The sequence below is a fragment of the Acinetobacter sp. CY05 genome (assembly GCF_059515805.1).
In genome coordinates, this window is record NZ_JCAKMW010000002.1 from 13,887 (window position 1) to 28,614 (window position 14,728).

Sequence of the window (14,728 nt, forward strand, 5' to 3'; positions counted from 1 at the left end):
TCCCGAGCATTATTTTAAACATTTGGCATGATAAACTATTTATATCAAGAGCAAAACTGGCAATCTCAACTCAGTGATTTAATTACTGACCCTGCTGAATTACTGGATCTGCTTCAACTTCCTCAGGATTTATGGGCAGGCGCACATTTGGCCGCAGAGACCTTTAAACTACGTGTACCGCGTGCCTTTGTCGCTAAAATGCAAGTCGGCAACCCATTCGATCCGCTGTTATTGCAAGTTCTGCCGCATCATTTAGAACTTGAAGAGCATCCTGATTTTGTCACCGACCCTTTAGGTGAAGAACAAGCCAATCAACAACCAGGCGTACTACACAAATATAAAAGCCGTTTTTTGCTCACCTTAACTGGGGCTTGCGCGGTGCATTGTCGTTATTGTTTCCGTCGTCATTTCCCTTATCAAGAAAACCTACCTAAAAACCAAGATTGGGACAATATTAAGCAATATATTGAAAGCCAACCTGAGATCAATGAGGTGATTTTTAGTGGCGGCGACCCACTGACCTTATCTAATCGTAAATTAGGCGAATGGATTGAACGGCTCTGTAGCATTCCACAACTGAAGTTTTTACGTATTCATTCACGCGTTCCAATTGTGATTCCAAATCGTATTGATGATGAACTCATTTCTATCTTAAAAAACAGTAGGCTACGCATAATTGTAGTGGTACACTCAAATCATGCTGCTGAATTAGACGATTTTACTTGTCACAAACTTGCCCAACTTGTCGAGCATAAAATGACTGTTTTAAATCAAGCAGTACTGCTCAAAGGTGTGAATGATTCAGCACAAACTTTAAGCGATTTAAGTTATCGTTTATTTGATGCTGGCGTGATGCCGTACTATTTACATGTCTTAGACAAAGTCAAAGGCGCACAGCATTTCGATTTAAATCCAGACCAAACTGAGCTGATTTACAAGGATGTTTTAGCGAACCTACCGGGTTATTTGGTTCCTAAACTTGTTCGAGAAATTGCGGGTGAAAATAATAAGACTCCGCTTTTTGGCACCACGAATTTTTGAGTTATGATCATGATGACCATGCAAACTTCAGATTTGTTTCACACCCCAACCCAACCTAAATTAGAAAAGCTGAGTTTTTGCCATCATAGTATTCAAGGTGTCCAAGATTGGGTGTCGACCTTATCCATTTTGCAATTGGGTGATTCATCTAAAACCTTATTTAATGCCTTACTCGAAATCTCAGAGCTTGAATGCTCTGAAGCCTTACGCTTTGATTTAATTCAAGCGCTGCATCCAACCTTAGAAAATGTGTTAATTAGCTTAGAGAAACACTTTTTAAATCAAGGTTTAATTTCAAGTGACCGAAATAATCATATTATTGAATTGGCAACCTTGATGCGTTGCTATTTCAGTAAGATTTATATTGATATTGCCAAACGTAGTCATCAACAATTACAACATCAACAGTTTTCGTTATTCGCTTTTCGCAAAAAGCGTAATTTAGCCACGGTTCGCATTATGGCAACCTATTATGCCTTACAACAAATTAGCGCGCTGTTTTATCAGCAACATATGTTGTATAGCGAAGCTTTACCTGGACAATGGCTGATTGCCCATCAATTACTGACGTGGGCGATTGAGCATAACTTTGATCAAACCAACATTAACCACATTCAAGGTACAGAGCATAAGCTCACCACTGTGGCGCAGGCCTATGCGCGTTTAATACTGCTTGAGGTTTTCAACACGCATCAAATTCGGCCAACCGAAATTCAGGCCCTGTATTTATGTAGTGTCGATTGGGCGCGTTTAGTGCAAGTACTGCCTAAAGAAACCACGTTATCACGTTATGCAGTGGATACCAGTCAAGATCATCCACCCATGTATAACAATAACCACGCCAAAAGCTTAAATCCCAATATTTTTATTGCCACACAAAAGCTCTTAGAACATTTTAGTGATTTACAGCGTAAGCAAAGCGAATATTTGTCTAGCAATGAAAAGTCGCTCCTGACCCCAGCACTACATTTTCATATTCATAATTTATTAAGCAACCAAACTGGGCGTCGTTCTGAGCGGTATGATTACTCGGCCCCGCTTAAAATTTGTTTTAGTTTGGCTGTAGCGCATTTTTATCTCTCCAAGGGCAAAGCTTTTTTTGATACTTTAGAGCTCAACAATGCTTATAAGCTGCAAAATAGCACCAGTTTACTTGGGGGTTCGAGCACTCCACCTCAACAAGAACCTAAATTTGTTGATCGTGAAGCACGCCAAATTTATTCAGCAGAAGTGGTCAATATTAGTTTAAATGGCTACCGCATTCGTTGGACAGGTGAAACGCCTAAAAACTTAAAAACCGGTGAGTTGATTTTAGTCCAAGAAAACACGCATAGCCAATGGCGCTGTGCCACCATCCGCTGGATTAAACAGGCTACGGAAAAAACCTTGGAACTGGGGATTGAAATCTTGGCGCAGCATATGTATCCCTGCGCTGTCCATATCCGTAACGAAAACACCGTTAACAATTATCACTTTGCATTATTGATGCAAAATATCGAACTGGATTTAGTCAAAAACAGTTTGATTTTACCAGGCTTACCCATTTTTAGAGAAAAACAAACCATCTTTTTACGCTTGGGGAATACCGAGATTAAGGTGTATCTCGTAAAAGCTTTGTTGATCACGCAGAGCTTTATGCAATTTGAATATGAACTGCTTGATGAAGCCCAACACGCCATCATTGAGAATTTTATTCATAAACAGCAATACGAGGTCAGCAATCATGATTTATGGGAAGCATTAAAATGAGAAATCTACTCTTGTCAAAAAAGTTAAAGCAGACGCAGACTCGGCTTCTAATTATTGATGATAACCAAATCGGCTTTAACCAAATTTTTGATTTACTAAACAACCACGACCATCACATGCATGGTTTACTGCTAGACGATTTAAAAAGCTTTGAAAAACAGCTGCAACAACCCTGGGATTTGGTAATTTTTGGTCGTGCTTATGATCTCAAATTGGAGCAAGCTTTAAGTTTAATTCATGCCTCTAGCCAACAACATTTGCCTGTTTTATTTTTACGTCCAGATCACTATCAAACACATCAATACAGCAGCTATCTGCACAAAGGCGTCTATGATGTGGTTAGCCTTGCTGAACCAGAGCACTTTTATTTAAGCTTGGTGCGTGCACTGGCCTTTAGCCGCCTGCAACAACAGCAAACACAATTATTAAATGAGCTAGAAACTGCACATACTCAAGCTCAAGCTTTAGTTGAAGAAAGCAACCGCCCTGTGGCACTGATTCAAGAAGGGATTCATATTCATGCCAATGCTGAGTATTTAACCTTGTTTGGCTTTCAAGATCTGGATGATTTGATTGGCTTACCCTTACTCGATGTGCTCCAGCCACAAGATGTCAATGAGTTTAAATCGCGGTTTAAAAAAATCAGCCAAGGACAATTAGATTTAGGTCGCTTTAACTTACAAAGTAATAATCCTGCTATTGCCAGTGCTGCTGCCTTAAACTTAGAATTTTTATTGGCTACTGATCATGAAGATACGTTGCAATTAAGTATTGATCAAGGCGAACATATTTTTGCCCTCAGCAGTTTAACACCAAAAACTGAAGCCGCTCCTGCGGCTAAAGTCACGCTCACCTATCAACAGATCAATCGCTGTTTACAGCAACAGCCAGCTAGCTTTAATGCTTTGGTTTTATTTTCTTTAGCCTCTTTCCCAAGTGATGCCTTACATTATGCTTGGCATACGCCCAAAGACTACTTTGCCAGTATGAAGGTTTTTTTGAAAGAGCAAACCCATGCACCGGTTTTTGAAATTGAGCCGATGGTGTATGTGGGTGTATTTCAGGCCGACAGCAAAGCAAAGCTCGAATCTAAACTGATTGGTTTAACCAGTTTACTCAAACCCCAGTTATTGGCCGTGGGTCAACAAAGCTATCCTCTTCATTTCAACATTGGTTATAGAACCATTGAACGTGAGTTTGAAGATCAAGCACATTTACAGCAAATTATGAGTGATGCCTTTACCCAAGCCTTACCCCATAATTCACGTCCAGATGCGCTAGAACTTAATTTAGAGCAGCCTGCTGAACATGAGCAACTGAGCTTAATTGAAACCCTACAGCAAGATCTACAGCAAGGACAAATCCATCTTAAATATCAACAGCTTTATGATAAGCACGATAGCGAGTTATACATTTATGAAGTCACCAGCGGTTTTATTTACCAAAACCGTTGGGTGAGTTTGGATAACTTAAACGATCTAGATGAAGTACCTGAACTTTCGATTCAAGTGGATCGTTGGATTTTGGTTGAAGCGTGTAAACAATTACATAACTTTATTACCCAATATCCAAAAGCCAAATTGATTGTTAACTTAAACAAACACATCTTACTTGAAGATGCCACTTTAGCGGATTTGGTCACTAAGCTTTTAAGTATTGTCGGCAGCCAAGAACAGTATCCCTTATGGTTACAATTCTCTGAGCAAGATTTAAGTAACCACTTTGCTGAAGCACAAAGACAAATTGCTCAGTTGCATGAACATGGTGCAGCCATCAGTGCGCGGGATTTTGGCTACTCAATGTATAGCGAATCGATTTTGAAACAAATTGACTTTCATGCGGTGACCCTGCATGACGACTTAACTTTAGCCCTGCATAATGACAAACAAACTCTAGAATTACAGCAACGTTTGCAAGAACTTTCCCAAATCAAAGCCGTTGATATTATCCTGCGTGGTTTAGATGATATGACGCTATTTGCCAACTCTTGGAATTTAGATGCGCGCTTTATTCAAGGCGATTATTTCCAAAAGAAATTGGATCATTTAATTGCCCTTGATGACTAATTAAGTGGGTAATACCCAATTTTTTGCATAAAAAAAACGAGCCAATGGCTCGTTTTTTTTCGCTTTGGATTAACCACGTTTGATAGAACGTGACATACCAGCAAAACGTTGTTTGAACTTGTCGATACGACCGCCAGTGTCCACGTTCTTTTGTTTACCAGTGTAGAACGGGTGGCAAGCTGAACATACGTCAAGGTAAATCGTTTCTTTACCAAGAGCAGAACGAGTTTCGATTACGTTACCACATGAACAAGTTGCAACGATGTTTTCATATTTTGGGTGAATATCGGCGCGCATGGTCGATTACTCCATAAAGTTAAGAAGGTTTTGCTGTCATCGCAATTGATCACTCTCAAACATGAGGAATCGCTAATGTCTTAGCAGATCAACACCATAACAGACCATTCTTTTGGCCCACCGAGACGGATACCGTCAGAGCTAAGCACAACAAGCTGCGCGTATTATACGTGATCAAACAGCGAAAAGCGAATTTATTCTTGAAGCTCTGCTGAGTGCTTGGCCCAATAATTGGCAATCATTCCACAGACCATCAATTGAATTTGATGGAACAGCATAATCGGTAACACAATCATACCCAGTGGTTGGCCAATGAATAAAATCTGTGCCATGGGTACGCCACTGGCTAAGGTTTTTTTAGAGCCACAAAAGAAAATGGTGCGTTGATCGGCAGTACTAAAGCCCAGCCATTTGGGAATCAATAAAGCCAATAGCATAACAATCGTGAGCAACACCGAACAGACTAAAATTAACAGCAATAAGGTGGTTAGGCTCACCTGTTGCCATAACCCTGCCACCACGGCGCTACTAAATGCCCCATAGACCACCATTAAAATTGAGCCTTGATCAAAGACTTTAACGATTTTGGGCATTTTTTGCATATAAGGAAACACCCAAGGACGTAGGATTTGCCCCAAAATAAACGGCACCAATAGCAATAAGGTAATTTGTAGAATCGACTGGGTTGGGTCAAAATTATGCTGACTTTGTCCTAAAATAAATACGCTGACTAAAATTGGGCTAATAAACATACCAATTAAATTAGAAAATGAGGCACTACAAACCGCACCTGCCACATTGCCATTGGCCACCGAAGTAAAAGCAATGGAGGATTGTACAGTAGATGGTAAAAAGCACAGGAATAAAAAACCCCAATATAACTCTTGTCCAAGTAGCGGCAATAACAGCGGTTTGGCCGCTAAGCCTAAAATCGGAAATAAAGCAAAGGTGAATAAAAATACTAAGCCATGTAATTTCCAATGCAAAATACCATCGCGTACTGCTTCACGGGATAACTTGGCACCATGCAAAAAAAATAAGATGGCAATCGCAACTGTTGTTAAATAGCCAAAAACTTCTGCTGCCTGCCCTGAAACAGGCAAAAAACTCGCAAGTAACACCATCACAAACAGTAACAGCGTAAAACGATCTAACGCCAACAATTTAAGCATGTATCCCTACCCCTCAAGTATTATTCTTTGATATAAAAATGCCCGACCATCTTAACAGAGGTCGAGCACCTGCTTTTTCTTTAAACAGATGACATATTTTCAGCTGTGAGCTGAATCTATTTCATCTAGGTTTAAACTCAGCTTAGTTATTGCGTGCGTTAGAATCTTGTTGAATCAATTCAATTTTGTAACCATCTGGATCTTCAACAAAAGCAATCACCGTCACGCCGCCTTTCATTGGGCCAGCTTCACGCACCACATTACCGCCACGCGCTTTAATCTCTGCACAGGCTTGATACGCATCCTCTACCGCAATGGCGATATGACCATAGGCATTGCCCAGCTGATAGCTATCGGTATCCCAGTTATGAGTAAGTTCTAGTACAGTATGATTTTCTTCATCGCCATAACCCACAAAAGCTAAGGTAAAACGACCTTCTTCATAATCACGTTTACGAAGTAAAGTCATACCAAGCACCTCAGTGTAAAACGCCAATGAGCGTTCTAAGTTGCCTACACGTAACATGGTATGTAGCATGCGCATGATGTTATATCCTTTTGGTTTATTTGCTGAGTACTATAGGCAGTTCAAGGCAAAATTTCAATTTGAACTACCACCAGCAGCGCTTAGTTTTGTTGATGCTGACGCAATAAGCGTGCCACCCAAACCACCAACAATAAAATGGGAATGCCAATTAAGGTGGTCATTAAAAAGAAGTTTGGATACCCAATATTGGTCACAATGGTGCCAGAATAGCCGCCTAAAATTTTAGGGGTTAAGGTCATCAGTGAGCTAAAAATTGCATATTGCACCGCAGTAAATGACACACTGGTTAAACTCGATAAAAAAGCAATAAACGCCGCGCCTGCGAGCCCTGATGCCAAGTTATCAACAATAATGGCAAAATACAGCCATGCGTCGCTATAAGGTTTAATCACTTTACCTGTCAGGTTCACCTGCTCAGCACTACCGACCAAAGGCAACGGCTCAAGATCAATATCTAGAGCTTGTGCTGGGCGAATTTGATAGTTGGCCTGGGTTACAATACCTTGACCTTGTACGAGATTGGCACGTGCAGTGACTGTTTTAACAGGACTTTGCAAGAGTGCTAGCGCCGGAATTGCACTGCTAAACACACCATTTTCATCTATTTTTGCTGGGTAATCTATGCCGTTTAAGCTCAAAATCACCGGTTGCTCAGTATTAAGCAGTTGCGGATCAACCCCAAACAATTGTCCTTGTACCACAATGCTTTGGCTGGCATCTGGCGTGACTTGAATAGGCAACAATTGAATTTGTGCATGATTGGCTGCATTTAAATAGGGCCATGCCACACTGACCTGCTGTTGCTGTTGATTAAGCCCAGCTTGTACTGTGACCTGATTGCTTTGTACCAGCACCTCATTCGGCACGGCAACCTGAAAATAACCCACTTCATCGACTGCTGCGACGTATTGCTGTGTACCAACATTAACCACTACATCATCAAACTTGTCGCCTGATTTGACCAAGCCAATAAAAATCAGGTTTGTGGATGAGGCTAAAATCGCCCCCACAAACATCAGCTTCATGATGTTAAAGCGCTGTGCCAACAAGCCACCTAAGAAACCACCCACAAGGCTAAAAATCACCCCGTAAATTTTTACTGCTTCGGCAATTTGTTCTTTGCTAAAGTTCAGGTCTTGATAGAATACATTGGAAATTACCCCGGCAATAATGTCGGAAATACGGTAAAAACCAATCAGCAACAACAAGACTAACGCGAGTTTTACACCATAACGTTTAAAGAAATCGGCAATTGGATTGACCCAAGTGGCATAGGCCATGTCACGATTGACCGCGCCAAATTTCACTAGGCTTGAACCCACTAACAAAGCCACAGCAGTCGCCGTTAAAAAGCGTAGACTTTCTAAGCCAAATAAAACCAAAGCGTCTGTCAGCTCAAATTGATGTTTGAGCGTTGCCACCAGATCACCTGAATAGATATACGTTAAGACAAAGCTCGTTACAGCCACAAAAAAGACCAGCACTAAACGATAATAATCGCTGCGTTGATAATTTTTTGCTACACGCACAACTGCGGGTTCACGAATACATAAGGTGGTGATAATGCCCACAAACATCACCCCTGCCATAGCAAGGTAAGTGATTTTCCAAGCATCATAAATATAATTACCTTTTGCCGTACCCAGTGATGCGGCCAAAAACAAGGCACCTGCCCCTGCCACAATCATGCCAATGCGATAACCTGCGTTATAGGTCGAAGCCAACACGGTTTGCATTTGGGTTTCAGCCAGTTCAATACGATAGGCATCAATCACGATATCTTGAGTGGCGGCAGAAAAGCCAAGTAACACAGCGCCAATCGCCATTTGATAGACTTGACTTTGCCCTAAGGCTGGATCTGACCATGCCATAATGGCGATGGCACAAATAATTAAGATTTGCGCAACCAACAACCAAGCACGGCGCCGACCTAAAGCTTTGGTTAAATACGGCAGTGGCAATTCATCAATGAGCGGTGCCCAGACGAATTTAAAGGAGTAGCCCAACGCTGCCCAACTAAAAAAGGTCACCGCACTTTTACTAATACCAGCTTCACCTAGCCAAAGCGATAGACTTGAAAAGATCAGCAGGATAGGAATACCTGCAGAAAAGCCCAAGAACAGCATGATCAGCGCGCGTCGATCTAAAAACGCCGTAAACGCCGATTTCCATCCAGTCGATTGTGTGGTCATTGCTTATTATTTTCTGTAAAACGAATAGCGCTATTCAAACGCTTAATGCAGCCTGTTTCAACTAGATTTACGGAGACAGTGTGAATATTTTCACTGAACAGAGCGAGTTTCGCTTGAATTTATAGGGCTAACCCATATACCTTAAGGCTTCACTCCATTTTTATTTATGTTTTGGATTCTATACAGTGACCGAAAAACTTGAGCAAAATAACGCCCCAAGCGAGCAACAATTACAACCCTCTCATGCAGAATTTGTGTCTGCTTTCGATCAAAACGATATTCAAAACACTCTAGAAAAAACTCGTTTACGTTCTAGTCAACTCACGCATATCCCTAACTATGCCAAAATCCCGGCTTCAACCAAACGCATTAAGCCACTCAATAACTTTTTGGGCCAAGATCGTGCCCGTGCGTCGGTAGAGGCTGGCATCGCGCTACCGTATTCAGGCTATAACATTTTTGCTGTCGGCACGGCAGGATTAGGTAAACGCACCATGGTCAAGCGTTTACTGGAGCAACATGCCAAAGACATGCCAACCCCAAGCGATTGGGTCTACGTGAATAACTTTAAACAACCTCGTCAACCCATCGCCCTTGAATTACCCGCAGGTCAAGCAGCTAAATTTCAGGCGCAATTACATCAATGTTGGCAAACCATTTTAAAACAGCTCGAGCGTCGTTTTAGTACCGAAACTTATCACAACCATATTGAAGTGATTCGTCAGCAAACAGGCTTGGAGCAACAACAGGCTTTGCTAGAGTTGACCAAAGAAGGCGCAGAGTTAGATTTAAAACTGGTCTCACGCGATGATGAACATTGCTTCGTGCCAGTACAATACAAAGATCAAAAGCTGATTGAACTGACTCAAGAAGATTTAGACACCTTAAGTCACGACAAGCAAAATGAAATTGCGGCCAATATGCGCTATATGGACAAAAAGCTTGATCGTCTAGGTTTACATTTGGGTGATTTAGAAGATCATGCGCGCGACAAAGTGCAAGTCTTAAACCGCGATATTGCTAAACAAGTGGTTATGCCACGTATGACCGCCTTAGCCAATAAATATAAGGACGTCGCAGGTCTTAAAGAATATCTCAAAGACTATGCTGACGATATTATTGCTCATGTAGAAATTATCTTAGAACAAGAAGAAGATGATTTCCGCCCGAGTAATTTTAGCCGCGTACCGGCACGCTACCAAGCCAATGTGGTGATTTCACATAAAGCCAATAGTGGTGCGCCTGTGGTGTTTGAGGATTTCCCAACTCATTACAACTTATTGGGTCATGTTGAACAACTGACTCAACACGGTACCATCACCACCGACTTTACCTTAATTCGTTCAGGCGCACTGCACCGTGCCAATGGCGGTTTCTTAATGCTCGAAGCCGAACAACTGCTCGAGCAACCTTATGCATGGCAAGGTCTGAAACGTGCGTTAAAGTCAGGACAGCTTAAACTGTCGTCGCTCGAACATATGCTGACCCTAACCGGCAGTATCTCGATTGAACCTGCGGCCATTCCCTTAAACATTAAAGTGGTGCTGTTGGCTGAACCAGAAATTTACTATCAAATTTTAGAAGTTGAACCTGAGCTTGGTAGCGTATTTAAAATTCGTGCGGATTTTACCGATACCTTACAACGTAACGAAAGCAATGAACAAGCCTATATGCAGTTGATTGCCGATTATGTACAAAGCGATAAGTTGCTGCCATTTGACCGCTCTGCTCTTGCCGCCCTCCTGACCGATTCTAGCCGTCAAGCCGAAGATCAAAGCTCGCTGTCATTGCATGCCTTAACTTTGGGTGATTTGATTCGTGAAGCGCATCATCATGCAGAGAAGTCGCAGGACAAAATCGTTACCGAACAACATATTAATATGGCCTTACAACATCGTCAGTATCGCTTAGGCTATCTACGTGAATTGTATTGGGAAGATTTAACTCGTGGTACGCAGCTGATTGAAACCAAAGGTCATCGTTTAGGTCAGATCAACGCTTTGTCAGTGATTCACTATGCGGATGTAGAATTTGGTTTACCGTCGCGTTTAACGGCATCGGTGTATCAAGGTGGCGGTGATATCTTAGATATTGAGCGTAGTGTGGAATTGGGCGGCTCTTTACATGCCAAAGGCGTGCTCTTAATGTCATCGTTCTTAAAAGCGCATTTTGGCCGCGAGCAAATCCTGCATTTCTCTGCTGCCCTTGCCTTTGAACAAAGTTATGGTCAGGTCGATGGCGATAGCGCGACTGTGGCGGAGCTTTCGGCGCTCATTTCAGCGATTAGCCAAATTCCAATTGATCAATCATGGGCGATTACAGGTTCGATGAACCAATTGGGTCAAGTGCAACCCATTGGTGGCGTGAATGCTAAAATCGAAGGTTTCTTTGATGCGTGTAAATTACAAGGCTTAACTGGCAAACAAGGCGTGATTATTCCTCGTCAAAATATGCAACATTTAATGCTACGTAAAGATGTGATTGAAGCGGTCAATTTAGGTCAATTCAATATTCATGCCATTGATAATATTGCCCAAGCTTTGGAAATTTTAATGGCGCGCCCTGTAGGTCACTTAAATAAAAAAGGCCGTTATAGCAAAGGTTCGATTTTTGCTGCAGTAATGAATCAACTTGAATACTGGCAAGCCTTAGAAGATGGCGCCGAATTTGAAGAAGAGCCGAAGAAAAAGAAGAAGAAAAAAAAGAAAAAGGATAAGGATAAAAAAAGCAAAAATGCAGTTGAGGAAGTGATTGAACAAGTCACTGAAACAGAAGCATAAAAAAAAGCGCCTACGGGCGCTTTTTTTTACCACACAGCAGTAAAAGCTTAAGCTTCAGGTGCTGGGCTATATTGTTCAACTAAAGATTGTAACTCACCTTTTTGGAACATATCTAACATAATGTCGCTACCACCAATTAGCTCACCATTGATCCACAATTGTGGGAAAGTTGGCCAGTTGGCAATTTGCGGTAAAGTTGCACGAATGTCTTGGTTTTCCAAAATGTTTACATAAGCAAACGGACGACCAATTTGACTGAGTGCTTCAACCGCGCGTGCAGAGAAACCACATTGTGGAAATTGTGGTGTGCCTTTCATGTACAGTAATACTGCATGTTTGGCAATTTGATCACGAATTAACGCTTCAGTATCGCGTACTTGTTCAGTCATTGATAAATCCTCAACTAATCTGTGCTGCATTATACCCAAAACCAGCTAAAACAATATGACAAAAGCAATATTTCTATTTTTATTTCGAATTGGACTTTCAATCCGAAACAGTTTTTGCTTATATATCCTGTGTATTTTACGCTTCTTTTGCGAAATACAGACTAATTTTTTTTATTCCTCAGATAAGAGTTCGTCATGAATAATATCACCCTTGCACCGGTACAAACTGATCAACCCTCGCATTTAATGCCGGTATTTGGCCGCCAAAAGATCAGCTTTGTCCGAGGACAAGGTGCTTATCTTTATACCGAAGATGGTACAGAATATTTAGATGCCTTAACAGGGATTGCGGTGTGTGGTTTAGGTCACTCACATCCTGCTGTGACTGCTGCCATTGCAGAACAAGCTGCAACTTTAATTCACACCAGTAACTTATTTGAAGTGCCTTGGCAAACTGCTGCGGCACAAAAATTAGCAGAAGTGGCTGGCATGGAAGAAGTGTTCTTCTCCAACAGTGGTGCAGAATCTAATGAAGGTGCGATTAAAATTGCGCGTAAATTTGGCCATCTGCAAGGCATTAGCCACCCGAAAATCATTGTTGCCGATCACTCTTTCCATGGTCGTACCATGGCAACGCTATCAGCGACAGGCAATAAAAAAGTACAAGATGGCTTTGGCCCATTGGTTGAAGGTTTTATTCGTGTGCCGTTTGGTGATGTGGAAGCCATTGAAGAAGCAGCCATCAATCATCCTGACATCGTGGCCATTTTAGTGGAACCGATTCAAGGTGAAGGCGGTGTCAATACTGCACCACAAGGCTTTAGCTACTTAGAAGATATCCGTCGCATTTGCAACCAACACAATTGGTTAATGATGCTAGACGAAGTCCAAACGGGTAACGGCCGTACCGGTCAATACTTTGCTTACCAACATACCAATATTGTGCCTGATGTGTTAACTACAGCCAAAGGCTTAGGTAACGGTTTCCCGATTGGTGCGGTAATGACTCAAGGTCGTGGTGTCGGGGTGCTGACTGCTGGTAATCATGGTTCAACCTATAGCGGTAGTGCGCTCGGTTCACGTGTGGTATACACAGTCATTGATACGATTGAAAAAGACGATTTAGTGGCCAATGCAGCTGAAAAAGGTGCTTATATTGTTAGTCAACTACGTGAAAAGCTAGCAGATCAAAATGTAACAGTGCGTGGCTTTGGCTTAATGATTGGGATTGAACTACCAAAAGCTTGTGGTGAGCTGGTTGATATTGCGCGTGATGAACATCACACCATTATTAACGTCACTTCTGGCAACGTGGTGCGTTTATTACCTACTTTAAATATTGACCAAGACCAAGCGGATCAATTAATCGAACGCTTAGTACTGATGATTAAAAACTTTTTAGCTTAAGCTAAAATGCACAAAAAGCCGCAATTTGCGGCTTTTTTTTGTGAAGCTCAATTAGAAATTAACAGGCTTCTTGGTAAATTCTGCCCCCAGGCATTTGGCAAAAATATTGTTTTAAAGCATCTAGACAACGATGAATTTTCATTGGTTGTTGTTCGCGTTTTAATGTGACTGCATATAAATTAAAAACCGGTAGTTTCCATTCAGGTAGAACTTCAACTAAAGCACCGCTCATTAAATCTTTTTGTACATCTAAATAACAAACACGGGCAATGCCATGGCCTTGTAAACACAACGCTTTGGCCACTGAACTGCTATTACTGGTTAAACGTGCACGCATATTCAGCTCAAGCTGTTCACCTGTAACTGCATGGCTAAACTTCAGCTCTGGTTGAGCTTTAAGTAGACTCACAGGCAATAAATCATGTTGCAGTAAATCTTCTGGACGTGACACAGGACTATTCTGATTTAAATAGCTCGGTGCAGCCACTAAAATTTGCTCGACCCGAAGTAAAGGTTCTGCCACCACATGGCTTTCATCTATTTGTGTTGCCACACGTATGGCAATATCAATGCGGCTTTCAATTAAATCAGCTACTTGATGTTCTGCTTCTACATGTACTGCTAAACCACGATGGGCTGACATCCAGTGTGACAGTGCAGGAATAATATGCTGCGCTGCTAATTCTGGTGTGGCTGAAAGACGTAATTCCCCAACTAAATCGTCACGTAATTCATTAATACGGATTTTACCCCGCTCTGCAGCAGCAAGCATTTCTTGGCAGCTATGGAAAAAGGCCTGTCCCGCCTCAGTCAAACTCAATTTACGCGTCGAACGATGTAGTAATGTCACTTCCATCTCGTGTTCTAACGAACGAATTTGCTGGCTCACAGCACTGGTTGTGATTCCAAGTTCACGCGCAGCACCACTAAATGAGCTTTTCTCAACTACACAAGCAAATACTCCCATTGCTCGAAGTTGATCTAACATAAATTTCCCTCTGAACTTATGAGTGCTTTTAACAAAATAAATTTAATAAAAGCAACTCATTGTATTATACGGTGAAATTATTTATTTGTATTCGATAAAT

At 41.6% G+C, this 14,728-nt stretch carries 11 protein-coding genes; 5 read left to right on the plus strand and 6 right to left on the minus strand.

Annotated features, from left to right (window positions below; all coding sequences use genetic code 11):
• Positions 1-27: 27 nt before the first annotated feature.
• From epmB to AC5YCD_RS02500, 3 genes are read left to right on the plus strand one after another with little or no spacing between them, the layout of a single operon-like run.
• Complete coding sequence (gene epmB, locus AC5YCD_RS02490; protein ID WP_496128547.1) at positions 28-1,041, plus strand: EF-P beta-lysylation protein EpmB; 1,014 nt, start codon at positions 28-30, stop codon at positions 1,039-1,041.
• A 12-nt stretch (positions 1,042-1,053) separates the two neighbouring features.
• Positions 1,054-2,790 (plus strand): cyclic-di-GMP receptor FimW-related protein, encoded by a 1,737-nt coding sequence (locus AC5YCD_RS02495; protein ID WP_496128774.1) that lies wholly within the window; start codon positions 1,054-1,056, stop codon positions 2,788-2,790.
• A complete protein-coding gene (locus AC5YCD_RS02500) occupies positions 2,772-4,856 on the plus strand; it encodes an EAL domain-containing protein (RefSeq protein ID WP_496128548.1) in 2,085 nt (694 codons plus the stop codon). The genes AC5YCD_RS02495 and AC5YCD_RS02500 overlap by 19 nt, the downstream gene beginning before the upstream one ends.
• A gap of 69 nt (positions 4,857-4,925) precedes the next feature.
• On the opposite strand, the gene rpmE is transcribed toward AC5YCD_RS02500, so the two are convergent.
• The 4 genes from rpmE to AC5YCD_RS02520 all read right to left on the minus strand — a co-directional run bounded on the left by rpmE (position 4,926) and on the right by AC5YCD_RS02520 (position 9,064).
• Positions 4,926-5,153: a 50S ribosomal protein L31 gene (gene rpmE, locus AC5YCD_RS02505; protein WP_122898431.1), complete on the minus strand. Its 228-nt coding sequence runs from the start codon at positions 5,151-5,153 to the stop codon at positions 4,926-4,928.
• A 194-nt stretch (positions 5,154-5,347) separates the two neighbouring features.
• Positions 5,348-6,325 (minus strand): bile acid:sodium symporter family protein, encoded by a 978-nt coding sequence (locus tag AC5YCD_RS02510; RefSeq protein ID WP_496128549.1) that lies wholly within the window; start codon positions 6,323-6,325, stop codon positions 5,348-5,350.
• A 142-nt stretch (positions 6,326-6,467) separates the two neighbouring features.
• A complete protein-coding gene (gloA, locus tag AC5YCD_RS02515; protein WP_496128550.1) occupies positions 6,468-6,869 on the minus strand; it encodes a lactoylglutathione lyase in 402 nt (133 codons plus the stop codon).
• Positions 6,870-6,952: 83 nt separating this feature from the next.
• On the minus strand, positions 6,953-9,064 hold the full coding sequence (locus tag AC5YCD_RS02520) for an AmpG family muropeptide MFS transporter (RefSeq protein WP_496128551.1): 2,112 nt from the start codon (positions 9,062-9,064) through the stop codon (positions 6,953-6,955).
• Between the two features lie 185 nt (positions 9,065-9,249).
• Here AC5YCD_RS02520 and AC5YCD_RS02525 point away from each other — a divergent pair, with 185 nt between their 5' ends.
• Entirely contained in the window at positions 9,250-11,844 is a 2,595-nt protein-coding gene (locus AC5YCD_RS02525; protein ID WP_496128552.1) for a Lon protease family protein, read from the plus strand.
• A gap of 47 nt (positions 11,845-11,891) precedes the next feature.
• Here AC5YCD_RS02525 and grxD read toward each other — a convergent pair whose 3' ends face one another.
• A complete protein-coding gene (grxD, locus tag AC5YCD_RS02530) occupies positions 11,892-12,233 on the minus strand; it encodes a Grx4 family monothiol glutaredoxin (RefSeq protein ID WP_496128553.1) in 342 nt (113 codons plus the stop codon).
• A gap of 195 nt (positions 12,234-12,428) precedes the next feature.
• Here grxD and AC5YCD_RS02535 point away from each other — a divergent pair, with 195 nt between their 5' ends.
• Positions 12,429-13,640 carry an aspartate aminotransferase family protein gene (locus AC5YCD_RS02535; protein WP_496128554.1) on the plus strand — a complete coding sequence of 404 codons (1,212 nt, stop codon included), beginning with the start codon at positions 12,429-12,431 and terminating at the stop codon, positions 13,638-13,640.
• Between the two features lie 58 nt (positions 13,641-13,698).
• On the opposite strand, the gene AC5YCD_RS02540 is transcribed toward AC5YCD_RS02535, so the two are convergent.
• Positions 13,699-14,628: a LysR family transcriptional regulator gene (locus AC5YCD_RS02540; RefSeq protein WP_496128555.1), complete on the minus strand. Its 930-nt coding sequence runs from the start codon at positions 14,626-14,628 to the stop codon at positions 13,699-13,701.
• Positions 14,629-14,728 lie beyond the last annotated feature (100 nt).